The organism is Ruegeria intermedia (assembly GCF_900129345.1).
In the GTDB taxonomy this organism is placed as follows: Bacteria; Pseudomonadota; Alphaproteobacteria; order Rhodobacterales; family Rhodobacteraceae; genus Ruegeria; species Ruegeria intermedia.
The window spans coordinates 80,603-105,054 of record NZ_FQVK01000011.1 but is presented as its reverse complement, the minus strand read 5'-3'; the positions used below and the strand labels follow the sequence as shown (position 1 = coordinate 105,054).

Below are 24,452 nucleotides of genomic sequence, written 5' to 3'. Positions count from 1 at the left end.
GCCGTCAGCAGGTGGCCAGCGCATCCTCGAGCACGGACAGAACCGCATCGCGCGGCACGTCCGACGTCACGAAGGCCTGCCCGATTCCGCGCGCCAGGATGAACCGCAACTGACCATCCACCACCTTCTTGTCCTGGGCCATCAGATCGACCAGCGCCTCGGCCCCCGGCAGATCGCCGGGAATGTCGGCCAGGTCGGTCTTCATCCCCATCGCGCGCAGATGCGCCCGAACACGGCTGGGGTCTTCCTGCGAACACAGGCCCAGACGCGCCGACAGTTCGAAGGCCAGGGCACAGCCGATGGCCACGCCTTCGCCATGCAGCAACCGTTCGGAATAGCCGGTCGCAGCCTCGAGCGCGTGACAGAAGGTATGGCCAAGATTCAACAGCGCCCGGTCGCCCTGTTCGGTCTCGTCGCGGGCGACGATGTCGGCCTTCATCTGCACCGATCGCGTCACCGCCTGAACCCGCGCCGCCATGTCGCCCTCGGCCAGCGCGGGGCCGTTGCGCTCCAGCCATTCAAAGAATTCGGCATCGCCCAGCAGCCCGTATTTCACGACCTCGCCATAGCCCGCCAGAAAATCGCGCGCCGTCAAGGTGCCCAGAACCGAGGTATCGGCCAGCACCAGCGACGGCTGATGGAAGGCGCCGATCAGGTTCTTGCCTTGCGGCGCGTTGATGCCGGTCTTGCCGCCCACCGAACTGTCGACCTGCGCCAGCAGCGAGGTCGGGATCTGCACGAACCGCACCCCCCGGCGCAGCACCGCAGCGGCAAACCCGGCCAGATCGCCGATCACCCCGCCGCCAAAGGCCACGACGACATCGCGGCGCTCGACCTTTTCGGCCAGCAGCCATTCGACCGCGCGTTCGAAATGGGGCCAGCTTTTGGTTGCCTCGCCCGGCGGCAGGGCCAGCGCCGTCATCTCGACCCCGGCCGCGGCCAGCCCGGCGCGCAGCGCGTCCAGATGCAGCGCGGCCACGGTTTCATCCGTCAGCACCGCCACCCGCGGCCGATGCAACAGCGGGCTGATCCGCGCCCCGGCCTGCGCCAGCAGGTCCGGCCCGATTTCAACGTCATAGGACCGTTCGGCCAGATCAACGAATACGGTTTGATGCATCTACTTCAGTTCCAGAACGTCAGGGCGCGTCGCCAGTTTCTCCAGGACCCGGTCCACCATGTCCTCGATCGCGGTTTCGCCATCCGAATCCACGACCAGATCGGCCTGTTGGTAAAGCGGAACCCGCGCCTGGTACAAGGCGCGCAGCGTCGCATGCGGATCGGGGGTGCGCAGCAGCGGCCGTGTGTCCTTGTGCCGGACGCGGTTCCATAGAACCTCAAGATCGGCCCGCAGCCAGACGGACACGCCGCGCTCTGAAATCATCCGGCGGTTCGTCTCGGACAGGAAGGCGCCGCCGCCGGTCGACAGAATGCCTTTCTGCTCGTCCAGCAAACGGCCGATGACCTGGCTTTCCTTGGCCCGAAAGAACGCCTCGCCATCGCGCTCGAAAATCTCGGGGATGGTCATGTTGGCAGCCGATTCGATCTCGGCATCGCTGTCCAGGAACGGCACGCCCAGCCGCGCGGCCAGCGCCCGGCCCACCGCCGTCTTGCCAGCGCCCATCATGCCGACCATAACCACCGTTTTGTGCAGGTCATAGGCCGGCCGGACCGATGCCGGCGATGCGTTATGCTTAATTTCGCTCATTTCCCCGTGAATGACGTGATCTTGGAAAAAATGCCAGTTATAACTTGGCCAAAATCAAAATTTGAGGCAGCGTTGCGCCATGGGCCGTCTGATCAAACTTCTTTTGTACCTTGTCTGCCTGAGCTTCATCGGGCTGGTGGCTTTTGCCTATCTGGGGCCGTATTTCGGCGCGGATTTCTCGGCCCCGCAAAGCGAAATCAGCGAACCGGTCATCCTGAATGTGGACTAGGGCCGCGGCGGTGACGATTGCCCTGGCCGGACAGGTCGCCGCCCAGACCACCGAGCCGCTGTCGGCGATCGACTGGCTGAAGGAACCGGGCAATCTGCTGCCCGGAACGGTGATGCTGGAACCTCCGGTGGCCGATGCGGTGACGGACCCGCAGATCCATGTCGCCCCACTCGAGGCGCTGTCTCCGCCACTGGGGCTGGTGGATGCCTCGGTGACGGGGCTGCCGGTGGATCTGTGGCGCCCAAGCGACCCGGCCCGTCTGGCCCGGCTGATCGGGAACGTTCCGGTGAAATCCAGCCCGGCGATGCAGAAACTGATGTTCACCTTGCTGCTGACCGAGGCCCGCGCGCCGGCGGGCGGCGCGGACCCCGACACCCTGCTGCTGGCGCGCCTGGATCGCCTGTTCCAGTTGGGGGCGGCCGACCCTGCGCAGGCGCTGGTGCAGCAGGCCGGGCCGGCGGATTCGCCGGACCGGTTTCGCCGCTGGTTCGACGCAACCCTGCTGACGGGTGACGAAGACCGCAGCTGTACCGCCCTGATCGCGCATCCCGGCCTGTCGCGCGACTACCGCGCCCACATTTTCTGCAAGGCGCGCCGCGGTGACTGGGCCTCGGCCGCGCTCATGCTCGAGGCCGCCCACGCGCTCGAGATCCTGCCCGTCGAAACGCTGGACCTGCTCGATCGGTTCCTCAGCCCCGAGATGTTCGAAGGCGCCCCCTATCTTCCGCAACCCCAGGACCCCGACCCGCTGACCTTTCGCCTGTTCGAGGCCATCGGCGAGCGGCTGCCCACCGCATCGCTGCCGCGCGCCTTTGCCAATGCCGATCTGCGCGACGTCGCCGGTTGGAAGGCCCAGGTCGAAGCCGCCGAGCGTCTGACCCGCATCGGCGCGTTGACCCCCAACCACCTGCTGGGGCTCTATACCGAGCGCGCACCGGCGGCTTCGGGCGCCGTCTGGGACCGGGTCGCCGCGGTACAGCGGTTCGAGGCCGCGCTGGACGGTGGCAAGCCGCAGGCCGTCGCGGATGCGCTGATCGCGGTCTGGTCGCAGATGGAAACCGTCGAGCTGCAGGTTCCCTTTGCCGAGCTGTTCGCGGACCGGCTGGCACCCCGCCCCCTGCCCGGCGCCGAGGCCGAGAACCTGCGTTGGCGCGTTCTGCTGCTGTCCGAGCTGTATGAAGACGCGGCCCAGTCCGTGCCCGAGGGACCAACCGCCAACGCCTTTCTGGCCGCGCTGGCCCGGGGGATGCCCGATCAGGCCCCGTCACCCTCGCCACTGGCCGATGCGATCACCGAAGGCTTTGCTTGGGCCGCCCCGGTCCCGCCCGACCTGCAGGCCATGCTGGACCGGAACCGGCTGGGCGAAGCTATACTGGAAGCGATGCAGCTTTATGCCCAAGGCGCGCGCGGCAACCTGGTGGACCTGACCGCCGCCATCGCGACCCTGCGCCGGGTCGGGCTCGAGGATACCGCGCGGCGGGCGGCGCTGCAGCTGCTGATCCTGCAGGGGGTCTGACCATGCCGGGCCCTGAAACGCCGGAACTTTGGATCTCAGCCTTTCTCGAGGCACAGGCCGCCGAGCTGGGCGCGGCCACCAACACGCTGCTGGCCTATGGGCGCGATCTGAAGGATTTCGCGGGATGGCTGAGCCGTCACGGCGCCGGATTTGCCCAGGTCGACCAGGCCCGGATCGAGTCCTATCTGATCGACTGCGACGCCCAGGGCCTGTCGCGCGCGACCCGGGCGCGCCGCCTGTCCGCCATCAAACAGCTGTACCGCTTCGCCTTCGAGGAAGGCTGGCGCGACACCAACCCCGCGATCCAGATCAAGGGGCCGGGCCGGCAGAAACGCCTGCCCAAGACGCTGGACGTGGTCGAGGTCGACCGCCTGCTGCAGGCCGCGCGCCAGACCGGCCGCACCCAGGCCGACCGGCTGCGCAACACCTGCCTGATGGAGCTGCTGTACGCCACCGGCATGCGGGTGACCGAACTGGTATCGCTACCCGTGTCCGCAGCGCGTGGCGACCCGCGGATGCTTCTGGTTCTGGGCAAGGGCGGCAAGGAACGCATGGTGCCCCTGTCGCCCCCGGCCCGCGATGCGTTGGCCGCATGGCTGGCCGCGCGCGATGCCGCCGAGGAGGCGACCGTGGCCAAGGGCGGGCAGCGGTCCCGTTTTCTGTTTCCGTCGCGCGGCAAGTCCGGACACCTGACCCGGCACAGGTTCTTTCTGCTGATCAAGGAACTGGCGGTGCAAGGCGGTGTGTCCCCCGACAAGGTCACCCCGCATACGCTGCGGCACGCCTTTGCCACGCATCTTCTGGCCAATGGGGCCGACCTGCGCTCGATCCAGACTCTGCTGGGCCATGCCGACGTGGCCACGACCGAGATCTACACGCATGTTCTGAACGAGCGGCTGTCGGACCTGGTGTTGCAGCATCACCCCCTTGCCAAGGACGACACCGAGGACTAGGGGCTTCCCCTTGATCGCATGCCCTCGCGCCCCCATAACCAAGGCGCGACAACAATCTTAGTGGAACGATGGACCCTGACCCTTCCCTTTTCGACAGTGCCTTCTGGATCACCACCGTCTCGATTCTGTTCCTGCTTGTTCTGTCCGGCTTCTTCTCGGGTTCGGAAACGGCGCTGACCGCGTCGTCGCGGGGCAAGCTGCGGGCGCAGGCCGACAAGGGATCTCGCGGCGCGAAGAAGGCGCTGGAAATCACTGACGACAACGAACGGCTGATCGGGTCGGTCCTGCTGGGCAACAACCTGGTGAACATCCTTGCGGCCTCGCTGGCGACGGCGCTGTTCACGCGGTTGTTCGGCGAAAGCGGCGTGGCGCTGGCGACGTTGGTGATGACCCTGCTTGTTCTGATCTTCGCCGAAGTTCTGCCCAAGACCTATGCGATCACCAATGCCGAAAAGGCCGCCGCAGCGGTCGCCCCGGTGATCGGTGTCGTCGTTACGGTGTTTTCGCCGGTGGTGGCTGCCGTACGCCTGCTGGTGCGCGGGGTCCTCCGCCTGTTCGGGGTTCAGATCGACCCCGACAGCAACATCCTTGCCGTGCGCGAGGAGATCGCCGGCGCTCTGCAACTGGGCCACTCCGAAGGCGTCGTGGAAAAAGAGGACCGCGACCGCATCCTGGGAGCGCTTGACCTCGGCGACCGCACGGTCGAGGAAATCATGCTGCACCGCTCGAACATCGAGATGATCGACGCCGATGCCGACCCCGAAGCGATCCTGAAACAGTGTCTCGAAAGCCGTCACACCCGCCTGCCGGTGTTCCGCGGTCAGCCCGAGAATATCGTGGGCGTCGTGCATGCCAAGGACCTGTTCCGCGCCATGTACGCGCAGGCCGGCGGCAGCGAGGGCGGTGCCGAGCGGCTGAAGTCATTCGACATCCTCAAGGTGGCCAACGCCCCCTATTTCGTGCCGGAAACCACCACTCTGGACGACCAGATGCGGGAATTCCTGCGCATGCACAGCCATTTTGCGCTGGTGGTCGATGAATACGGCTCGCTGCAGGGGCTGATCACCCTCGAGGACATCCTTGAAGAAATCGTGGGCGAGATCGCCGACGAGTTCGACGTGGAAGAAGATGTGACGATTACCCGAACCGAAGACGGTCAGTACCTGGTGGAAGGCTCGATGACCATTCGCGACCTGAACCGTGCGATGGACTGGAACCTGCCCGATGACGAGGCCAACACCATCGCCGGGCTGGTGATCCACGAGGCGCAGATGATCCCGACCGTTGGTCAGGTGTTCTCGTTCCACGGCTTCCGGTTCGAGGTCGTCGAGCGCGAGGGCAACCGGATCACCTGGTTGAAGGTGCGGCCACTCTGACGGACGGCGGGCGGAAACGACAAACCCGGTCGTTTTCGTGACAGATACCGGCGCGGCACCCCTGCACTTTCGGGCCAGACGCAAGGAGGTGCGGATGAAAACGACGTGTCAGGTGGCCGTGATCGGCGGTGGAGTTGTCGGGTGTTCGGTGCTGTATCACCTGACCAAGCTCGGCTGGTCGGACGTGATGCTGCTGGAGCGGTCGGAACTGACCAGCGGCTCGACCTGGCACGCGGCGGGCGGTTTCCACACGCTGAACGGCGACACCAACATGGCCGCGCTGCAGGGCTATACCATCCGGCTGTACAAGGAACTGGAAGAGATCACCGGCATGTCCTGCGGCCTGCACCATGTGGGCGGCATCACTCTGGCCGACAATCAGGACCGGTTCGACATGCTGCTGGCCGAACGCGCCAAGCACCGCTTCATGGGGCTGGAAACCGAAATCGTCGGCCCCGACGAGATCAGGAAGATCGCCCCGATCACCAACACCGACGGCATCATCGGCGCGCTCTATGATCCGCTGGACGGGCACCTCGACCCCTCGGGCACGACCCACGCCTATGCCAAGGCCGCACGGATGGGCGGGGCCACGATCGAGACCCACTGCATGGTGCGCGAAACCAACCAGCGCCCCGACGGCACTTGGGACGTGGTCACCGACAAGGGCTCCATCCACGCCGAGCATATCGTCAACGCCGGCGGCCTCTGGGCGCGCGAAGTCGGCGCAATGGCGGGCATCTATTTCCCGCTGCACCCGATGGAGCATCAATACCTGGTCACCGACACCATCCCTCAGATCGAGGCGATCATCGACTCGGGCGGCGAACATCCGCATGTCATGGACCCGGCCGGGGAAAGCTATCTGCGGCAGGAAGGGCGCGGGCTCTGCATCGGCTTCTACGAACAGCCCTGCAAGCCCTGGGCCGTGGATGGCACCCCGTGGGAGTTCGGGCATGAACTGCTGCCCGACGATTTCGAAAAGATCACCGACAGTATCGAGTTCGCCTATCGCCGCTTCCCGGTTCTGGCCGAGGCCGGTGTGAAATCGGTGATCCACGGCCCGTTCACCTTCGCCCCCGACGGCAACCCTCTGGTCGGGCCGGTGCCGGGCATGCGCAACTACTGGTCGGCCTGCGGCGTGATGGCCGGGTTCAGCCAGGGCGGCGGCGTCGGCCTGACGCTGGCGCAATGGATGATCGAAGGCGAGCCCGAGCGCGACGTCTTTGCCATGGACGTGGCCCGCTTCGGCGACTGGATCACCCCCGGCTATACCCGCCCCAAGGTGATCGAAAACTATCAGAAGCGTTTCTCGGTCGCCTACCCCAACGAGGAACTGCCCGCCGCGCGGCCCAACCGCACCACGCCGATGTATGACATCTTCAGCGATCTGGGCGCGGTTTGGGGCCAGCAATACGGGCTGGAAGTGCCGAACTATTTCGCGCAGGAGGGCGAGCCCGGCTATGAAACCCCGTCCTTCCGCCGCTCGGACGCTTTCGCGGCAACAGGCCGCGAGGTGCGCGCCGTGCGCGAGGGCGTGGGCATCAACGAGGTGCACAATTTCGGCAAATACCTTGTCACAGGCCCCCGCGCCCGCGACTGGCTGGATCGGATCATGGCCGGGCGCATCCCCAAGCCGGGCCGCCTGTCGCTGACCCCGATGCTGTCACCCAAGGGCAAGCTGATCGGGGATTTCACCGTGTCCTGTCTGGGCGAAGAGGAATTCCAGCTCACCGCCTCTTACGGCGCGCAGAACTTCCACATGCGCTGGTTCCGGCAGCATCAGCAAGACGGCGTAACCGTCGAGAATATCAGCGACAAACGCAACGGCTTCCAGATCGCCGGCCCCAAGGCCCGCGAGGTTCTGGCCGCCTGCACGCGCGAGGATGTCAGTGACATGCGCTTCATGGACGTTCGCCGGATGGTCGTCGGCATGACCGACTGCATCGTGCAGCGGGTCAGCTATACCGGCGACCTGGGGTTCGAGATCTACTGCGATCCGATGGCGCAGCGCCAGCTGTGGTGGACCCTGTGGCAGGCCGGGCAACCGCACGGCATCACACCCTTCGGGATGCGCGCGATGATGAGCCTGCGGCTGGACAAGTTCTTCGGCTCGTGGATGCGCGAGTTCTCGCCCGACTACACCCCCGCCGAAACCGGGCTGGACCGCTTCATCGCCTTTGGCAAGGACGCCGATTTCATCGGCCGCGCCGTTGCCGAGGCGGAACGTGCGGACGGACCCGCACGCAGGTTGGTGGCCTTCGAGGTCGATGCAGACGACGCCGACGTGAATGCCTATGAACCGATCTGGCTGGACGGCAAGGTCGTGGGCTTCTGCACCTCGGGCGGCTATTCGCACCACACGGGCAAGTCGATCGCGATGGGCTTCCTGCCCACCGACCGTATTGCCGACGGGCTGCAGGTGGAAATCGAGATCCTGGGCCAGATGCGCAAGGCCCGCGTGATCTCGACCCCGCCCTTCGACGCGGATGGCGCACGCATGCGCGGGTGACAACGCCCGCGCCGCGCGCCATGGTGGCGGCATGAGCACCATTCCGATCATCCTCCTCGCCGCCGGCCGGTCCAGCCGCATGGGGGGAACAGACAAGCTGATGCAGAAGATCGACGGCCAGCCCCTGCTGCGCCGAACGGTAAAAATCGCACGGGCCGTGGCCCCGGTCATCGTGGCCCTGCCCCCGGCCCCGCATCCGCGCCACGACGCGCTGGCCGGGCTGGATGTGCGCCAGGTTCCGGTTGCCGACGCAAAGGAAGGCATGAATGCCAGCTTGCGCGCAGCCCTGAAACACGTCCCCGATACAGCCGATGCCGCGATGATCTTGCTGGCCGACCTGCCGGACCTGACGGCCGATGACCTGGCAAAAGTGCTGCGCTCGGTCAGCGAAAACCCAGGCTGCCTGATCTGGCGCGGATCGGCAAGCGACGGAACCCCCGGTCACCCGGTGGTCTTCGCATCATGTCTGTTTCCGCAGCTGCGTACATTGACCGGAGATTCCGGCGCGCAGAGTGTCGTCAGGGCCCATCGCGACAAAGTCCACATCGAACCCCTGCCGGGGACCCATGCCACGCGCGACCTGGACACGCCCCGGGACTGGGCCGCATGGCGTGCCCGTCGGCAGGCCAAAAACTAACACGGCCCGGTCTTTTCAGACCGGGCCGGTTGCCCAAAATGCAGGACTACCACCTTCACCATTTCCAAGAACGCAACCGGCGCTTCAACAAACCGCCGGACGTGGCTCTGCAGAACTGAAACAAGACCCCCTCGTTAACATGCCACTGGCGTTCCCGGTAATCGAGATCTGCCTGGAGACACCCCCTTGATGTCTGTCAGGCCCCCCTTTTTTTGGACAGTTTCATCGTCACCGATCATTCGCTTCAAAACAATACAAAATTCGACGCAACATCCAACAAGGTTCAAATTGACATGGCGTCCGCGCAACATGAATCTCCGCATCGCTCTACCTAAGGTAGATTCGCGAAGTTTGGCCGATCGAACGACCAGAGCGTTCCACCTGCGTCTGTTGGAAGCGAGACCAAAAATAGTGCGCGGAGTGACAGCAGAAAGTGACCGTCGCCTTCAGCCCAACACAACCTAAGCGCTAATATCCAACTCATGGCCCCGGCCGCGCCGCCGTTGTGTCCCCTGAGTTATCAATGCAACACTTTTCTTCAAATACTGCCCTTTTCGGCAACAATCCGACGATTCGCACAGATTCGATTCCCGGGAAACCGCCTGCGCCCCTCGGGCATAGACCGCAAGAAGATGGCAGAATTAAGAAATTTTAACCAACAGGTCAGAAAACCAACAGGGCCGTTCTCCACCTATTCGTCAAAGAAACGATCCACTGCGACGAACTCAAGGAGCACAGTCGAGACATGAATACCCGCAAGCCCCTCCTGAACGCTTTCCGCACACCGCGCCTGTTTGGCGCGGCCGCGCTGAGCGCGGCCCTGCTGGCCGGAACCGCGATCCCGTCCCTGGCAGACGAGCGGGTGGCCGACCTGGTCGAATCCGTGTCGCCCGCCGTCGTGACCATCATTGCTTCGCAGGATGCAGTCCCGATGCCGGCCGGCAGCCCCGACTTCGATTTCGATGGTCATCCCTTCGGCGAATTCTTCAAGCGTTTCGGCGCGCCTGAAGGCATGGACATTCCGCGGCAAAGCCCCCGCCAGGGGCTGGGCTCCGGCTTTGTCATGGATGCCGACGGCTATATCATCACCAACAACCACGTCGTCGAGGGCGCCAGCAAGGTCACGGTGCGCCTGCATGACGACCGAAGCTATGAAGCCGAGATCATCGGGACCGACCCGCTGACCGACCTTGCGCTGCTGAAAATCGACGCCGATACCCCTCTGACCGCGGTGCCGCTGGGCGACAGCGACGAAATCCGGGTGGGTGAAGACGTGGTGGCCATCGGCAACCCCTTCGGGCTGAGTTCGACCGTCACCACGGGCATCGTCTCGGCCAAGGGGCGCAACATCTCGGACGGCCCCTATGCCGAATTCATCCAGACCGACGCGGCGATCAACAAGGGCAACTCGGGTGGCCCGCTGTTCAACATGGACGGCGAAGTGATCGGCGTGAACTCGGCCATCTATTCGCCCACGGGCGGCTCGGTCGGGCTGGGCTTTGCCGTGACATCGAACATCGTCGAACACATCGCCCAGGACCTGCGCGACGACGGGCAGATCAGCCGCGGCTGGCTTGGGGTCTCGATCCAGAATGTCAGCCCTGAACTGGCCGCCGCCATGGGGATAGAGGGCACCACCGGCGCGTTGGTCTCGGACGTGGTTCCCGGCAGCCCGGCCGACGGTGTGCTTCAGCAGGGTGACGTGATCATCGCGTTCGACGGCGAAAAGGTCGACAGCAGCAGCGAACTGCCGGTTCTGGTCGGCACGACCGCCGTCGGCACCGACAGCAAGCTGACCGTGCTGCGCAACGGCAAGACCGAGACGCTGAACGTCACCATCGGCCAGCACCAGACCAGAACCGCCGCTGCGGCACCCGACAAGGTGGCCGGCAAGACGCTGGGCGTGACCGTCGCGCCGCTGACCGACACCGCCCGCGCCGAGATGGGCGTGCCGGAAAACGTGCACGGCGTGGTCGTCACGGCGCTGCAACCCGACAGCCCCGCCGCCAAGGCCGGTCTGCGCCGCGGTGACGTCATCGTCCGGCTGGGCAGCGCCGAGATCGAGACACCCCAGGATCTGAAAAAGGCGCTGAGCGACCAGAAGGACGGCCCGGCGCTGGTGCTGATCAACCGGGGCGGCAACCAGATCTTCGTGGCCGTCGAGGTGGCCTGACGCTTGTCCCCGCGCGCGCCGCATGATGGGGATATCGGGCGCGCGCATCCCCCGCCCGCACGTCATGTCCGCGTGCGACGGGGCTGCCGGGTGCGATTTCCGCGCCCGGCAGTATTCTTTGACGGCCCCACATGCTTATATCCCGACCAAAAGGATATCCGACCATGAGCAGACGTTTGTTGATCGTTGAAGACGACGAGGACACGCGGGATTTCATCGCCAAGGGGTTCGCCGAGGAAGGCTATGCGATCGAAACCGCCGCCAACGGGCGTGACGGGCTGTACCACGCAACCGATGGCGGGTTCGACGCCATCGTTCTGGACCGGATGCTGCCCGAACTGGACGGGCTGGCGCTGGTGAAATCGCTGCGTGCGGCCGGGATCAAGACCCCGGTTCTGATGCTGACCGCCATGAGCGCGGTGGACGAGCGGGTCAAGGGCCTGCGCGCCGGCGCCGACGACTATCTGGTCAAGCCGTTCTCGTTCCAGGAACTCCATGCCCGGATCGAAGCACTGCTGCGCCGCCCGCAGGAATCCGAAGAGACCCCGACCCTCAGGTGCCGCGACCTCGAGATGAACCTGCTGACCCGCAAGGTGACCCGCAACGGGCGCGAGATCACCCTGACCCCGCGCGAATTTCAGATCCTTGAATTCTTCCTGCGGCGCAAGAACCGGGTGGTGTCGCGCACGATGCTGCTGGAAGGCGTCTGGGACTATCATTTCGACCCCAACACCAACGTCGTCGACGTGCATATCTCGAAACTGCGCAAACAGCTGGACGAACCCGGCGAGGCACCCCTGATCGAAACCGTGCGCGGCGCGGGGTACATGATGTCCGATGGCACGGCTTAGATTTTCGCTCCACAATTCCCGCACCCGGCTGGTGCTGCTCAGCATGGTGCTCAGCGCGCTGCTGACCGCGACGGTGCTGGCGCTGGTCTATGTCACCGCGACCCGGTCGATCAACGGCGAGACCCGCTCGGTCGTTTCGGCAGAGCTGACCGGGCTGGCCGACGAATACGAACGGCGCGGCCTGATCGGACTGATGACGGCCATCGAGCGCCGCCTGCCCTCGGCCTCCGAACGCGATGCGCTGTATCTGCTGACCGACCGGTTCGGCAATGTCCTTGCGGGCAATCTTGCCCGTTGGCCCGAGGGTGTGACGCCGGGCAGCGGCTGGACCGAGCTGGAGTTGCGAAAAACCGAGACGAATGAGATGGTTCCGGTCTCGGCCGCATCCATCCGCCTGCGCGGCGGCGAGCGCCTGCTGGTGGGGCGCGATGCGCTGGCCCGGCAACAGTTCGACAGGGTTCTGTTCCATTCGGTCGCGTTGGCGCTGGGGGCCGCCCTGGCGCTGAGCATCCTGACAGGCTGGCTGCTGACCCGGCTGGTCTTTTCCCGGCTGCGGGACATCGCCGATACGGCCGATTCCATCATGTCGGGCGACCTGACGCAGAGAATGCCTCAGCGCGGCACCGGCGACGAGTTTGATCAGGTTTCGGCCACGCTCAACACCATGCTGGACCGGATCGAAGATCTGGTGAACAACCTGCGGACCACGTCCAACTCCATCGCCCATGATCTGCGGTCGCCGCTGTCGCGGCTCCGGCAGCGGGTCGAGGCGCTGGGCGACAGCCACCGAAACGACAGCGAACGCGAGGCCGATACCGCCCGCGCCACGGCCGAGATCGACCATATTCTTCGGGTCCTGGCGCAACTGACCGAGATTTCGCGGGCCGAGGCCGGGCTGGGCCGCGAACAGTTCGAGCAGGTCGACCTGCGGCAACTGGTCGGTGACGCGGTCGAACTGTACGAACCCGTCGCGGCGGACCTCGGCATCCGGCTTGAGATCGAAGGCAGCGCCAGTCCCATCCCGGGCCACAGGCCATTGCTGTCCCAGGCGCTGTCGAACCTTCTGGAAAACGCTCTGCGCTATGCCCCCGAGGGCAGTGCGATCACCATCACCCTGCGCGACGATGGCCCCTTTGCCGAACTGGGCGTCCGCGACCAGGGACCCGGCGTGCCCGAAGAGGACCTGCCGCGCCTTGCGCTGCCGTTCGTCACGCTCGACCCGGCGCGATCCGAACGCGGCGCCGGGCTGGGCTTGGCGCTGGTTGCGGCAATTGCCCGGATGCATCACGGAAGCTTTCTGGCGCGCAACCGCAACCCGGGCCTGGAGACCACCTTGCGCCTGGCCCGTCAGCCCGCCTGACCGTCCAGCACCGCCGGCAGGCTGGCGTAGCCGCGGAACCGGATCCGCCCGCCTCGCACACGCCCGTCCAACAGGCGGTAGCCGGGGAACCGCGCCAGCAGCCGCCCGATGGCGATGCGCCCCTCCATCCGCGCCAGCGTCAGCCCCACGCAGACATGCGGCCCACCGGCAAAGGCCAGGTGCCGGTTCGGCTTGCGGGTGATATCGAACCGCGTCGGGTCATCGAACACCTCGGGGTCGCGGTTCGCCGCGCCGATGCACAGGTGCAGGTTGGTGCCCGCCGGGATCGCCAGCCCGTCCAGTTCGATGTCCGCGGTGGTCTCGCGGTTGCCGAACTGGTTGGGCGAGCGAAAGCGCAGGATCTCCTCGACCGCCGGGGCGATCAGCTTGGGGTCGTCCAGCAGGCGTTGTTTCTGGTCCGGGTGGTCATTCAGCAGCGCCAGCCCGTTGCCGATCAGGTTCGTCGTGGTCTCGTGCCCCGCATTAAGGATGAAGATGCAGTTCTGCAAAAGCTCGGTTTCGCTGAGTTTTTCGTCCGCCCCCTCGCCTCGGATCAGCCGGGTCAGCACGTCGGTCTCGGGATCGCCCGGCGCCGCCCGCCGCCGCGCCACCAGATCGGTCAGATAGGCCTTGAATTCCGCGACCGCCGCATGGCCCTGCGCCAGCTGCTCCTCGGTCAGCGCCGGCTCGAGCGCGCCCAGAATGGCCAGCGACCAGTCGCGCAGCGGCCCGCGCTCGTCCATCGGAACGTCCAGCAGGTTTCCGATGATCTGGATCGGGATGGTCGAGGCGAAATCCTCGATCAGATCGACGCGGGGCTTGTCCGCCATCGCATCCAGAAGGTGATCCACCGTCTCGATCAGCCCCGGCTCCATCCGGGCGATCGCCCGCGGGGTCAGGGCCGAGGTCATGATCTTGCGCACCCGCGTGTGCAGCGGCGGATCGGAAAACACCAGCGAGGTCGTGTGATGTTCGAACAGCGGAGAGCCGACGCCGAATTTCGGGCCAAAGGCGGCCTTCTTGTCCGACGAATACAGCCTTGTGTCGCGATAGATGCGGTCCAGATCCCGGTGGCGGCTCAGCAGAACCGAGCCGTCCGGCTGCGGCAGAACCGGCGCATGGGCCAGCAGCGCGTCGTAGAACGGAAACGGGTTCTCGACGAACCCCTCGGGCGGGTCGGTCAGACCAAGCGCCCGCGCCGCCTGCGCCACATCCAATGCGTTCATACCGTCCTCCCCTGCCGTATGCGCCCTTGCATTGGGTAACTCAGGCCGAGACCTCGGACAAGCGTGACATCGCCGCCGAGCGCCGCTAGACAGACCCCATGCCCAGCCCCGTCTCCTCGATCCGCAATCTCGGCCCCGCCTTCGAGCAGGCCTGCGCCCGCGCCGGCATCCATTCGGCCGAGGAGCTGCGCGAACTGGGCGCCGACGCGGCCTATGCAAGGCTGATTCAGGCCGGAACCCGCCCGCATTTCATCGGCTATTACGTTCTGGTCATGGGTTTGCAGGGCCGCCCGTGGAACGACTGCAAGGGCGACGAGAAAAAGGCCCTGCGCGCGCGGTTCGACCGGATCAAGGCCGGCGCGCGTCAGGCACCCGTCTCGAAACTGGTCGCCGAACTGGACGCCGTCGGCGTGCGCGTCTCGGCCGCCGACCTCACGCCCGAGGGCTGACGCGGCACGAAGAAGGGCCGCACCCGGCAACGGGCGCGACCCTTTTCGATGTCAAACGACGGGCGGCTTAGCCGACCAGTTCGGTGCCCGAGAAGAAATAGGCGATCTCGACCGCAGCGGTTTCGGGTGCATCCGACCCGTGGACCGAGTTTTCACCGACCGATTCCGCGAACTCGGCGCGGATGGTGCCGGGGGCTGCGTCTGCCGGGTTGGTGGCGCCCATGACTTCGCGGTTCTTGGCGATGGCGTTTTCGCCTTCCAGAACCTGCACCACGACCGGAGCCGACGACATGAATTCGCACAGCTCGTCATAGAACGGACGGTCCTTGTGGACTTCGTAGAACTTGCCGGCCTGTTCCTTGGTCATCTTGATCCGCTTCTGCGCGATGATGCGCAGGCCGGCTTCTTCCAGCTTGGCGTTGATCTTGCCGGTCAGGTTGCGGCGGGTTGCGTCGGGCTTGATGATCGAGAAAGTGCGTTCCAGTGCCATGTCGGCGTCTCCTTAATCTGACGGCGCGAACCGCTCCGCGCCGGAATATACCGCGCGCCGCCTAACATGGACCGCGGCGGTTGGAAAGCCTCTTGTTGCGGTCGCGATTGACACCGCCCCCGCCCTGCGCCACACCGCATCCATGCTACGGATCGAGAACATCACCTACGCGGTCGAGGGCCGCCCCCTGTTCGAGGGCGCCAGCGCCACCATTCCCGACGGCCACAAGGTGGGTCTGGTCGGTCGCAACGGCACCGGCAAGACCACTCTGTTCCGCCTGATCCGGGGCGAACTGGCGCTGGAATCGGGCAGCATCACCCTGCCCCGCCGCGCCCGCATCGGCGGTGTGTCGCAAGAGGTGCCCTCGTCGAACGTGTCGCTGATAGACACGGTTCTGGCCGCCGATACCGAACGGACCACCCTGATGGCCGAGGCGCAGCAGGCCACCGACCCCGACCGGATCGCCGAGATCCAGACCCGGCTGGCCGATATCGACGCCTGGTCGGCCGAGGCCCGCGCGGCCACGATCCTCAAGGGGCTGGGCTTTGACGATGCCGATCAGCAGCGGCCCTGTTCCGATTTCTCGGGCGGTTGGCGGATGCGGGTCGCCTTGGCGGCGGTCCTGTTCTCGCAGCCCGACCTGCTGCTGCTGGACGAACCGACCAACTATCTGGACCTCGAAGGCGCGCTGTGGCTGGAAAGCTATCTGGCGAAATATCCGCATACGGTCATCGTCATCAGCCACGACAGGGGCCTGCTGAACCGGGCGGTCGGCTCGATCCTGCATCTGGAAGACCGCCAGCTGACCTATTACGCGGTGCCCTATGACAAGTTCGCCGAACGCCGCGCCGAACGTCTGGCCCAGGCCGAGGCCGAAAACGCCAAGGCCAAGGCCCGCATCGCCCATCTGCAGAGCTTCGTTGACCGGTTCCGCTACAAGGCCTCCAAAGCCGTTCAGGCGCAATCGCGGCTGAAGATGATCGAACGCATCCAGTTGATCTCGACCCCGCAGGAGGCCGCCCTGCGCGCCTTCTCGTTCCCCGAGCCCGAGGAACTGTCGCCGCCGATCATCCAGATCGAAGGCGGCGTGACCGGCTATGGCGACACGCCGGTGCTGCGCCGTCTGAACCTGCGCATCGATCAGGACGACCGGATCGCGCTGTTGGGGAAGAACGGTCAGGGCAAATCGACCCTGTCCAAGCTGCTGTCGGACCGGCTGCCGCTGATGGCGGGCAAGATGACCCGCAGCAGCAAGCTGCGCATCGGGTATTTCGCCCAGCATCAGGTGGACGAGCTGCATGTGGACGAAACGCCGCTGGATCACCTGCGGCGCCTGCGCCCGACCGAGACCCCGGCCCAACTGCGCGCGCGCTTGGCCGGGTTCGGGTTGGGCGCGGATCAGGCCGAAACCGAGGTGGGCCGCCTGTCGGGCGGCCAGAAGGCGCGCCTGTCGCTGCTGATCGCGACGATCGACGCGCCGCACATGCTGATCCTCGACGAGCCGACCAACCATCTGGACATCGAAAGCCGCGAGGCGCTGGTCGAGGCGCTGACCGCCTATTCCGGCGCGGTGGTTCTGGTCAGCCACGACATGCACCTGCTGGGGCTGGTGGCCGACCGGCTGTGGCTGGTCTCGGACGGGACGGTCAAACCCTTTGACGGCGACCTGGAAGCCTATCGCCAGATGCTTCTGGCGCGCGACAAGCCACCGGCCCGGGAAAAACCCGCCGCCAAGCCCAAACGTGCCCCACGCGACACCATCCTGGCGTTGCGGGCCGACCTGAGGAAATGCGAGGAAAGGCTGGAGAAATTGACCGCGATGCACGAAAAGCTCTCGGCCAAACTGTCCGACCCGGCCTTGTACGAGGATGACCGCGTCGGTGATCTGGAAACCTGGAACCGCAAGTTTGCCGAGGTGGTCGAGGCCATGCAGCGCGCCGAGGCGCTGTGGCTCGCCGCCGCCGAACGGCTGGAAAACGCCGAGGCCGCCGCATGATCGACACCGCCTTTTTCATCACCGCTTTCACCACCCTGTTCGTGGTGATCGACCCGTTTGGCACCACGCCGATCTTCGTGGCACTGACGCAGGGCATGAGCCCGGCGACGCGCCGCAAGATCGCTTATCGCACCTGCCTGACCGCGACCGGGGTGTTGATCGCCTTTGCCGCCTTCGGCGAGGCCGTGCTGGGCTTTGTCGGCATCTCGATGCCGGCCTTCAAGGTTGCGGGCGGCGCATTGCTGTTCCTGACCGCGCTCGACATGCTGTTCGAACGGCGCACCAAGCGGCGCGAAGACCGGGCCGAAGAGGAAGAACATCCCGACCCGTCGGTGTTCCCGCTGGCCATCCCGCTGGTGGCCGGGCCGGGGTCGATCGCCACGATCATCCTGCTGGCCGGGCAGCATCCGGGCGTTCAGGGCACCCTCATGGCGGTGGGCGTCATGCTGGCGGTGATGGCGGTGGTTCTGGCGTTCTTCCTGTCGGGCGGCCTGATCGCGCGCATTCTGGGCAAGACCGGGCTGACGGTTCTGACGCGGTTGCTGGGCATGTTGCTGGCGGCGCTGTCGGTACAGTTCATTCTGGATGGGCTCAAGGCCTTTGGTTTTGCCGCCTGACCCCCCATATTCCGAGGGCGGGACACGGTTTTGGATGTGCTGATGGATGGTTATGATCTTGGACGGCTGACCTATCTGGCTCTGCTCGGCGGGGCGCTTCTGCTGTGGTTCTTCACTCAGAACCGCCAGTCGCTGGGCAAGACCTTGCAGATGGTCATGGCCTGGGTCTTCATCTTCATCGGCGTCATTGCCGTGGTGGGCCTGTGGGATGACATCCGCTCGACCGTGGGCATCACGCCGCAGCTGGCCGTGGCCGGAGATGTGATCGAGGTTCCGCGGTCGATTGACGGGCACTACTATCTGCCGATGCTGGTGAACGGCAAACCGGTCACCTTCCTGGTGGATACCGGCGCCAGCCAGATCGTGCTCAGCCCCCGTGACGCGAAACGCGTGGGGATCGACCCGGACTCGCTGAATTTCGTGGGCCGCGCGGCCACGGCCAATGGTCTGGTGCGCACCGCCCCAGTGCGTCTGGACAGCCTCGAACTGGGCCCGATCGCGGATCGCAACGTGTCGGCCTGGGTCAACGAGGGCGACATGGACCGATCCCTGCTGGGCATGGACTATCTGCAGCGTTTTTCCAACATCCAGTTTGCCGACGGCCGGATGATCCTGTCACGCTGAACGGCGGCTTTCGGGGTTGAGAACAAAATAGGAACATGCTAGCATTCGGCCATGTCCACGCATCTTCTTGGCCGCAAACCGGCGCGCGCGGCGCCGGGGCTGACCCTGCATGATGAGATTTCGCTGCAACTGGCCCGCGTGCACGAGGCCTGCGGCCCCGCGCGGCGCAGCTTTGCCATGTGGCTGGCCGGTCAGGCACAGGGGCCGGTTCTGTGGATCTCGCCCTCGTGGGAGACCGATCAGCTGAACCCCGACGGCATGATGCCCTTTGCCGATCCCGCCCGGTTCCTGTTCGTCCGCCCCACCCGGGCCGAGGACCTGTTGTGGTGCATCGAAGAGGCGCTGCGCAGCGGGGCGGTGCCGCTGGTGGTCGGCGATCTGCCGGGGGCACCGGGCCTGACGCCGGTGCGCCGGATGCATCTGGCCGCCGAACAGGGGGGCACGATGGGTCAGGCCCCGCTGGGGCTGCTGCTGACCCCGGGCGACGGCGGTGCGCAGGGGATCGAGACGCGCTGGCACATGGCCCCGGCGCACACGGGCCAGACCCGCCGCTGGACCCTGACCCGCCGCCGCGCCCGCGCCCTGCCCCCGGTCAGCTGGCACGCCACCCAGACCGCGCCGCGCGCCGGGCTGCACCTGCAACGGATCGGCGCCGAGGAAACCTGCGCCTGACCGACCGGCCCCGGATCACGCAAGTTGTGACTGGTCAAACCGCATCCCGCCCCCTAGCGTGCCGGAATGACCCACCCGATCCACGACAGCCGCTATTCCTGGCTTCGCCTTCTGGTCACGCTGGCCATCGCGGCCGTGGCCAATGTGGGCATGTGGGCGGTGATCGTGGTGATGCCCGCGATCGAAAACCAGTTCGGCGCCAGCCGGGCCGAGGCCTCGATGCCCTACACGCTGGCCATGATCGGCTTTGCGCTTGGCAACATGTGGCTGGGTCAGGTGGTGGACCGGTTGGGCGTGACCAAGGCGCTGATCGGTGCCGCAGGCCTCAGCGCGCTCAGCTATCTGCTGGCGACATGGGCGCCGACGATCACGATGCTGTCGGTGGCGCATCTGCTGCTGGGTCTGGGCACCGCCGTCGGATTCGGCCCGCTGATCTCCGACATCTCGCACTGGTTCCTGCGCCGACGCGGGATCGCCGTGGCGCTGGTGGCCAGCGGAAACTATCTGTCCGGCGCGATCTGGCCCACGCTCCTGTCTGATATCCTCTCCCGTGACGGGTGGCAGCAGGTCTATCTGACATTGGCGGTCATCACTCTGATCGTGGTCATCCCGCTGTCGCTGCTTCTGCGCCGGCAGGTCCCAGCCGAGGCGCATGGCACCGCCGCAGCCGCCGCGCAGATCAACGCGCGCAGCGTCGGCCTGTCACCGCGGAGTCTTCAATATGTGCTGGGCCTCGCCGGAATCGGCTGCTGCATCGCCATGTCGATGCCGCAGGTGCACATCGTCTCGTACTGCGTGGGGCTGGGCTATGGCCCGGCGGTCGGGGCCGAGATGCTGTCGCTCATGCTGATGGGCGGTGTGGTCAGCCGGGTCATCTCGGGGCTGGTGGCCGACAGGTTGGGCGGCGTTCACACGTTGCTGATCGGGTCGATCCTGCAATGCATCGCCCTGTTCCTGTTCCTGCCTTATGACGGGATGGTGTCGCTTTATGTCATCAGCCTGTTGTTCGGTCTGGCGCAGGGCGGCATCGTCCCCAGCTATGCGTTGGTCGTGCGCGAATACATGCCCCCGCAAGAGGCCGGCGCGCGTGTCGGGTTCGTGATGATGATGACCATCCTGGGCATGGCGCTGGGCGGCTGGATGTCGGGCTGGATCTATGACGTGACCGGGCAGTACACACTGGCCTTCGTGAACGGCATTCTTTGGAACGGGCTGAACATCGCCATCATCCTGACGTTGCTGCACCGGTCCCGCCCGCGCCGGCAGAAGGCCGTGGCATGACCCGGTTGCGCCGCCGAGACCTGGTGGCCGCCCTCGCGGCGTTGGTAGCCACGGCCCCGGCCTTTGCGGCACCCGTTCCCTACGCGCTTGCCCGCTCGAAAACCCTGATCGCCTTCACGTTCCAGCTGTCGGGCACGCCGCAGACCGGCACCATGCCGATCCGGACGGCGGATGTATGGGTGGACACGCGCCGCCTGCAGAACAGCCGCGCCACGGTCGTTCTGGACGTGGCGCGGGCCGAAACCCGCCTGCCCTTCGCGCGCGAACCGATGCTGGGCCCCGAGGTTCTGGACGCCGCCCGTTTTCCAACGATTCAGTTCCGCTCGACCCGCATCCGCCTGGGCCGGGGTGGACGCATCTCTGACGGCGCCACCATCACCGGAGACCTGACCCTGCGCGGCGTCACCCGCCCGATCGTCCTTCAGGCCGCGCTGTACCGACCGCCCGGCTCGGCGCGGGACGAGCTGGACCGCCTGTCCATCCACCTGACGGGCGCCCTGAACCGCCACGTTTTCGGGGCTTCGGGCTATGCCGACCTGGTCGGACCGACGGTCGGGCTGGATATTCGCGCGGAAATCGAAAGAAAACCCTGAGGCGGGCGGAAAACGACATCGGCGCGTCGAATAGGCGCGCGCATCGCGGAAAGATAGGCTCAAACAGGGACATCATGCGCACGATCATTTCCTTCGCCGCCCTTTTCCTGTCGGTCGTTCTTTTGCAGCTTTCCACCGGTGGCGTCGGCCCGCTGGATGCCATTTCCGGCCTGACGCTCGAGTTCTCGACCGAACAGATCGGCCTGTTGGGCTCGGCCCATTTCCTGGGGTTCTTCGTGGGCTGCTGGTGGGCACCGCGCCTGATGGGCAGCGTTGGTCATTCGCGCGCCTTCGCGGCCTGCACCGCGTTGGGGGCCATGGGGCTGATCGGCCACACGCTGACCGAAGACCCCTATGCCTGGGCGGCCATGCGGGTCGCCTCGGGCCTGTGCGTGGCCGGGTGCTATACCGTCATCGAGGCGTGGCTGAACGACAAGGTGACCAACGAAACCCGCGGCCGGGCGATGGGCACCTATCGGATCGTGGACATGGGCGCATCGCTCAGCGCGCAGCTGATCATCGCGGTGCTGCCGCCGGCCTCGTATGTCTCGTACAACCTGCTGGCCATCCTGTGCTGTGCGTCGCTGCTGCCGCTGACCCTGACCCGCGCCAGCCAGCCAAAAACGCCCGAGGCCCCGCGCCTGCGTCCGAACCTGGCCTGGCAGTGCTCGCCTCTGGCGGTGGCCGGGGTGATCGTCTCGGCGCTCAGTTCGGCGTCGTTCCGCATGGTCGGGCCGGTCTATGGGCAAGAGGTCGGGCTGGGCGTCGACCAGATCGCCTTCTTCCTGGCGGCCTTCGTCCTGGGCGGCGCGCTGGCGCAATACCCGGTGGGCTGGCTGGCCGACAAATACGACCGGCGCTGGGTGCTGATCTGGATGTCCGTGGCCGCCGTCGCCAGCTGCGGCGTGACCATGGCCGCCAGCGGGACCGGTACCGTGGGCGTCATGCTGGCCGCCGGGCTGTTCGGCATCACCACCTTCCCGATCTTTTCGATCTCGTCCGCCCATGCCAACGACTTTGCCACCACCGAACAACGGGTGGAACTGTCGGCCGCGCTGATGTTCTGGTACGCGCTGGGGGCCATTGCCTCGCCCTTCGTGTCCTCGACATTGATCGAGCAATTCGGCCCCGGCGCGCTGTTCGCCTACGTGGCGCTGGGCCACGTGGTCCTGATCGTCTTTGGACTGGCGCGGATGCGCTCGCGCCCGACGCCCGAGGACCGCACGAACTATGTCTACGCGCCGCGCACCTCCTTCACCATCGGCCGCCTGCTGAAGCGTTCGCGCGAGGGGCGCTAGGAAACAAGGGCTGGGATTTCCCGATCCGGTTTGATAGAGCGCCCGCAGACAGTTAGGCGGAAACCAAACATGGCTCGGATTCTCATTACCTCGGCAATTCCCTACATCAACGGGATCAAGCACCTTGGAAACCTGATCGGCTCGCAGTTGCCGGCGGATCTGTTCGCGCGCTACCAGCGCGGCCGCGGCAACGAGGTCATGTTCCTGTGCGCCACCGACGAACACGGCACCCCGGCCGAACTGGCCGCGGCCAAGGCGGGCAAGCCTGTGGCCGAATACTGCGCCGAGATGCACGAGGTACAGGCCGACATCGCCAAACGCTTTGGCCTCAGCTTCGATCATTTCGGGCGGTCCTCCAGCCCGCAGAACCACAAGCTGACACAGCATTTCGCCGGCAAGCTGGCCGAGGCCGGGCTGATCCGCGAAGTGACTGAAAAGCAGGTCTATTCCAACGCCGACGGGCGGTTTCTGCCCGACCGGTATATCGAGGGCACCTGCCCCAACTGCGGCTATGAAAAGGCCCGCGGCGACCAGTGCGAGAACTGCACCAAGCAGCTGGACCCGACCGACCTGATCGACCCGCGCAGCGCCATTTCCGGCTCGACCGACCTTGAGGTGCGCGAGACCAAGCACCTGTATCTGCGCCAGTCGGCGATGAAGGATCAGTTGGACGCCTGGATCGACAGCAAGACCGACTGGCCGGTGCTGACCACCTCGATCGCCAAGAAATGGCTGCATGACGGCGACGGCCTGCAGGACCGCGGCATCACCCGCGACCTGGACTGGGGCATTCCGGTCAAGAAGGGCGATGAGGACTGGCCCGGCATGGAAGGCAAGGTCTTCTACGTCTGGTTCGACGCGCCGATCGAATACATCGCCTGCGCCAAGGAATGGGCCGACGCGCACGGCAAGCCGGATGCGGAATGGGAACGCTGGTGGCGCACCGACAAGGGCGCCGACGACGTGCGCTATGTTCAATTCATGGGCAAGGACAACGTGCCCTTCCACACCCTGTCCTTCCCGGCCACCATCCTGGGCTCGGGCGAGCCGTGGAAGCTGGTCGATTACATCAAGTCGTTCAACTACCTCAACTATGACGGCGGCCAGTTCTCGACCAGCCAGGGCCGTGGCGTCTTCATGGATCAGGCGCTGGACATCCTGCCGGCTGACTACTGGCGCTGGTGGCTGCTGAGCCACGCGCCCGAAAGCAGCGACAGCGAATTCACCTGGGAGAACTTCCAGCAATCGGTCAACAAGGACCTGGCCGACGTGCTGGGTAATTTCGTCAGCCGGATCACCAAGTTCTGCCGCTCGAAATTCGGCGAAGAGGTTCCGGCCGGCGGCGCATACGGCGAGCGCGAGCAGGCACTGATCGAGGAGCTGACCAAGCGCATCCGCGCCTACGAGTCCCACATGGAGGCGATGGAGGTCCGCAAATCGGCGCAGGAACTGCGCGCGATCTGGGTTGCGGGCAACGAATACCTGCAGGCTGCGGCCCCATGGTCCACCTTCAAGGAAGACCCCGAACAGGCCGCCGCGCAGGTGCGGCTGGGCCTGAACCTGATCCGGCTTTACGCGGTGCTGAGCGCCCCGTTCATCCCCGAGACCTCGGCCAGGATGCTGAGCGCGATGAACACGCTCGACACCAGCTGGCCCGAGGACGTGACTGCCGCGCTGAGCGCCCTGCCCGCCGGACACGCGTTCACGGTGCCGGACGTTCTGTTCGCCAAGATCACCGACGAACAGCGCGAAGACTGGCAAACACGCTTTGCCGGAACGCGCGCCTGACCCGCGCAGCGACCGGGTACAACAGGGGGCCATCTGGCCCCCGTTTTTTTTGCCCGTACCAAGCCTGCGCAATCAAAGGCTTGAGAAATAATCCCTTTGCCTCCAT

22 protein-coding genes are annotated in these 24,452 nt (G+C 65.8%); 18 read left to right on the top strand and 4 right to left on the bottom strand.

Annotated elements, in window-relative coordinates; translation table 11 throughout:
• Positions 1 to 4: 4 nt before the first annotated feature.
• Positions 5 to 1,117, bottom strand: coding sequence for a 3-dehydroquinate synthase (aroB, locus tag F3H26_RS09845; RefSeq protein WP_149775888.1), 1,113 nt, complete (start codon positions 1,115 to 1,117; stop codon positions 5 to 7).
• A complete protein-coding gene (locus F3H26_RS09840) occupies positions 1,118 to 1,705 on the bottom strand; it encodes a shikimate kinase (protein WP_149775887.1) in 588 nt (195 codons plus the stop codon). It abuts the gene before it with no gap.
• A gap of 79 nt (positions 1,706 to 1,784) precedes the next feature.
• On the opposite strand from F3H26_RS09840, the gene F3H26_RS19455 reads away from it, so the two are divergent.
• From F3H26_RS19455 to F3H26_RS09800, 9 genes are all read left to right on the top strand, one after another.
• Positions 1,785 to 1,934 (top strand): hypothetical protein, encoded by a 150-nt coding sequence (locus F3H26_RS19455; RefSeq protein WP_188127738.1) that lies wholly within the window; start codon positions 1,785 to 1,787, stop codon positions 1,932 to 1,934.
• A complete protein-coding gene (locus F3H26_RS09835; RefSeq protein WP_149775886.1) occupies positions 1,924 to 3,450 on the top strand; it encodes a hypothetical protein in 1,527 nt (508 codons plus the stop codon). Before F3H26_RS19455 ends, F3H26_RS09835 begins: the two co-directional genes overlap by 11 nt.
• Positions 3,451 to 3,452: 2 nt before the next feature.
• Entirely contained in the window at positions 3,453 to 4,403 is a 951-nt protein-coding gene (locus F3H26_RS09830) for a tyrosine recombinase (protein ID WP_149775885.1), read from the top strand.
• Between the two features lie 68 nt (positions 4,404 to 4,471).
• Entirely contained in the window at positions 4,472 to 5,779 is a 1,308-nt protein-coding gene (locus F3H26_RS09825) for an HlyC/CorC family transporter (protein WP_149775884.1), read from the top strand.
• A 94-nt stretch (positions 5,780 to 5,873) separates the two neighbouring features.
• The gene (locus F3H26_RS09820) at positions 5,874 to 8,291 is read left to right on the top strand and encodes a GcvT family protein (RefSeq protein ID WP_149775883.1); all 2,418 of its coding nucleotides are present in this window, start codon (positions 5,874 to 5,876) and stop codon (positions 8,289 to 8,291) included.
• Between the two features lie 31 nt (positions 8,292 to 8,322).
• Positions 8,323 to 8,928, top strand: coding sequence for a nucleotidyltransferase family protein (locus F3H26_RS09815; RefSeq protein ID WP_149775882.1), 606 nt, complete (start codon positions 8,323 to 8,325; stop codon positions 8,926 to 8,928).
• A gap of 745 nt (positions 8,929 to 9,673) precedes the next feature.
• The gene (locus F3H26_RS09810; RefSeq protein WP_149775881.1) at positions 9,674 to 11,101 is read left to right on the top strand and encodes a DegQ family serine endoprotease; all 1,428 of its coding nucleotides are present in this window, start codon (positions 9,674 to 9,676) and stop codon (positions 11,099 to 11,101) included.
• Positions 11,102 to 11,265: 164 nt separating this feature from the next.
• Positions 11,266 to 11,952 (top strand): response regulator transcription factor, encoded by a 687-nt coding sequence (locus F3H26_RS09805; RefSeq protein ID WP_149775880.1) that lies wholly within the window; start codon positions 11,266 to 11,268, stop codon positions 11,950 to 11,952.
• Complete coding sequence (locus F3H26_RS09800) at positions 11,939 to 13,312, top strand: sensor histidine kinase (protein ID WP_149775879.1); 1,374 nt, start codon at positions 11,939 to 11,941, stop codon at positions 13,310 to 13,312. The genes F3H26_RS09805 and F3H26_RS09800 overlap by 14 nt, the downstream gene beginning before the upstream one ends.
• Here F3H26_RS09800 and F3H26_RS09795 read toward each other — a convergent pair.
• On the bottom strand, positions 13,300 to 14,538 hold the full coding sequence (locus tag F3H26_RS09795; protein WP_149775878.1) for a cytochrome P450: 1,239 nt from the start codon (positions 14,536 to 14,538) through the stop codon (positions 13,300 to 13,302). The genes F3H26_RS09800 and F3H26_RS09795 overlap by 13 nt on opposite strands.
• A gap of 98 nt (positions 14,539 to 14,636) precedes the next feature.
• Between F3H26_RS09795 and F3H26_RS09790 the strand changes: the two genes are divergently transcribed.
• Positions 14,637 to 14,987 carry a TfoX/Sxy family protein gene (locus F3H26_RS09790; protein WP_149775877.1) on the top strand — a complete coding sequence of 117 codons (351 nt, stop codon included), beginning with the start codon at positions 14,637 to 14,639 and terminating at the stop codon, positions 14,985 to 14,987.
• Between the two features lie 67 nt (positions 14,988 to 15,054).
• Here the strand turns inward: F3H26_RS09790 and ndk are convergent, their stop codons facing one another.
• Positions 15,055 to 15,477 (bottom strand): nucleoside-diphosphate kinase, encoded by a 423-nt coding sequence (gene ndk, locus F3H26_RS09785; protein ID WP_040634798.1) that lies wholly within the window; start codon positions 15,475 to 15,477, stop codon positions 15,055 to 15,057.
• Positions 15,478 to 15,619: 142 nt separating this feature from the next.
• Between ndk and F3H26_RS09780 the strand changes: the two genes are divergently transcribed.
• From F3H26_RS09780 to metG, 8 genes are all read left to right on the top strand, one after another.
• Complete coding sequence (locus tag F3H26_RS09780) at positions 15,620 to 17,473, top strand: ABC-F family ATP-binding cassette domain-containing protein (RefSeq protein WP_149775876.1); 1,854 nt, start codon at positions 15,620 to 15,622, stop codon at positions 17,471 to 17,473.
• The gene (locus F3H26_RS09775; protein ID WP_149775875.1) at positions 17,470 to 18,090 is read left to right on the top strand and encodes a MarC family protein; all 621 of its coding nucleotides are present in this window, start codon (positions 17,470 to 17,472) and stop codon (positions 18,088 to 18,090) included. Before F3H26_RS09780 ends, F3H26_RS09775 begins: the two co-directional genes overlap by 4 nt.
• A 42-nt stretch (positions 18,091 to 18,132) precedes the next feature.
• Positions 18,133 to 18,714 (top strand): retropepsin-like aspartic protease family protein, encoded by a 582-nt coding sequence (locus F3H26_RS09770; RefSeq protein ID WP_149775874.1) that lies wholly within the window; start codon positions 18,133 to 18,135, stop codon positions 18,712 to 18,714.
• 51 nt (positions 18,715 to 18,765) lie between these two features.
• Complete coding sequence (locus F3H26_RS09765) at positions 18,766 to 19,386, top strand: ImuA family protein (protein WP_149775873.1); 621 nt, start codon at positions 18,766 to 18,768, stop codon at positions 19,384 to 19,386.
• A gap of 66 nt (positions 19,387 to 19,452) precedes the next feature.
• Entirely contained in the window at positions 19,453 to 20,667 is a 1,215-nt protein-coding gene (locus tag F3H26_RS09760) for an MFS transporter (protein WP_149775872.1), read from the top strand.
• Positions 20,664 to 21,260 (top strand): YceI family protein, encoded by a 597-nt coding sequence (locus F3H26_RS09755; protein WP_149775871.1) that lies wholly within the window; start codon positions 20,664 to 20,666, stop codon positions 21,258 to 21,260. Before F3H26_RS09760 ends, F3H26_RS09755 begins: the two co-directional genes overlap by 4 nt.
• Before the next feature lie 74 nt (positions 21,261 to 21,334).
• The gene (locus tag F3H26_RS09750) at positions 21,335 to 22,558 is read left to right on the top strand and encodes an MFS transporter (RefSeq protein WP_149775870.1); all 1,224 of its coding nucleotides are present in this window, start codon (positions 21,335 to 21,337) and stop codon (positions 22,556 to 22,558) included.
• 69 nt (positions 22,559 to 22,627) lie between these two features.
• Positions 22,628 to 24,346 (top strand): methionine--tRNA ligase, encoded by a 1,719-nt coding sequence (metG, locus tag F3H26_RS09745; RefSeq protein WP_149775869.1) that lies wholly within the window; start codon positions 22,628 to 22,630, stop codon positions 24,344 to 24,346.
• Positions 24,347 to 24,452: the final 106 nt, after the last annotated feature.

Bases quoted from the DNA above. Each gene is read 5' to 3' on its own strand.
- F3H26_RS09770 (WP_149775874.1), top strand. From the start codon at position 18,133: ATGGATGGTTATGATCTTGGACGGCTGACCTATCTGGCTCTGCTCGGC.
- F3H26_RS09840 (WP_149775887.1), bottom strand. From the start codon at position 1,705: ATGAGCGAAATTAAGCATAACGCATCGCCGGCATCGGTCCGGCCGGCC.
- F3H26_RS09795 (WP_149775878.1), bottom strand. From the start codon at position 14,538: ATGAACGCATTGGATGTGGCGCAGGCGGCGCGGGCGCTTGGTCTGACC.
- ndk (WP_040634798.1), bottom strand. From the start codon at position 15,477: ATGGCACTGGAACGCACTTTCTCGATCATCAAGCCCGACGCAACCCGC.
- F3H26_RS19455 (WP_188127738.1), top strand. From the start codon at position 1,785: ATGGGCCGTCTGATCAAACTTCTTTTGTACCTTGTCTGCCTGAGCTTC.
- F3H26_RS09790 (WP_149775877.1), top strand. From the start codon at position 14,637: ATGCCCAGCCCCGTCTCCTCGATCCGCAATCTCGGCCCCGCCTTCGAG.
- F3H26_RS09820 (WP_149775883.1), top strand. From the start codon at position 5,874: ATGAAAACGACGTGTCAGGTGGCCGTGATCGGCGGTGGAGTTGTCGGG.
- F3H26_RS09835 (WP_149775886.1), top strand. From the start codon at position 1,924: ATGTGGACTAGGGCCGCGGCGGTGACGATTGCCCTGGCCGGACAGGTC.
- F3H26_RS09780 (WP_149775876.1), top strand. From the start codon at position 15,620: ATGCTACGGATCGAGAACATCACCTACGCGGTCGAGGGCCGCCCCCTG.
- F3H26_RS09775 (WP_149775875.1), top strand. From the start codon at position 17,470: ATGATCGACACCGCCTTTTTCATCACCGCTTTCACCACCCTGTTCGTG.
- F3H26_RS09800 (WP_149775879.1), top strand. From the start codon at position 11,939: ATGGCACGGCTTAGATTTTCGCTCCACAATTCCCGCACCCGGCTGGTG.
- F3H26_RS09825 (WP_149775884.1), top strand. From the start codon at position 4,472: ATGGACCCTGACCCTTCCCTTTTCGACAGTGCCTTCTGGATCACCACC.
- F3H26_RS09810 (WP_149775881.1), top strand. From the start codon at position 9,674: ATGAATACCCGCAAGCCCCTCCTGAACGCTTTCCGCACACCGCGCCTG.
- F3H26_RS09765 (WP_149775873.1), top strand. From the start codon at position 18,766: ATGTCCACGCATCTTCTTGGCCGCAAACCGGCGCGCGCGGCGCCGGGG.
- metG (WP_149775869.1), top strand. From the start codon at position 22,628: ATGGCTCGGATTCTCATTACCTCGGCAATTCCCTACATCAACGGGATC.
- F3H26_RS09750 (WP_149775870.1), top strand. From the start codon at position 21,335: ATGCGCACGATCATTTCCTTCGCCGCCCTTTTCCTGTCGGTCGTTCTT.
- F3H26_RS09830 (WP_149775885.1), top strand. From the start codon at position 3,453: ATGCCGGGCCCTGAAACGCCGGAACTTTGGATCTCAGCCTTTCTCGAG.
- F3H26_RS09815 (WP_149775882.1), top strand. From the start codon at position 8,323: ATGAGCACCATTCCGATCATCCTCCTCGCCGCCGGCCGGTCCAGCCGC.
- aroB (WP_149775888.1), bottom strand. From the start codon at position 1,117: ATGCATCAAACCGTATTCGTTGATCTGGCCGAACGGTCCTATGACGTT.
- F3H26_RS09760 (WP_149775872.1), top strand. From the start codon at position 19,453: ATGACCCACCCGATCCACGACAGCCGCTATTCCTGGCTTCGCCTTCTG.
- F3H26_RS09805 (WP_149775880.1), top strand. From the start codon at position 11,266: ATGAGCAGACGTTTGTTGATCGTTGAAGACGACGAGGACACGCGGGAT.
- F3H26_RS09755 (WP_149775871.1), top strand. From the start codon at position 20,664: ATGACCCGGTTGCGCCGCCGAGACCTGGTGGCCGCCCTCGCGGCGTTG.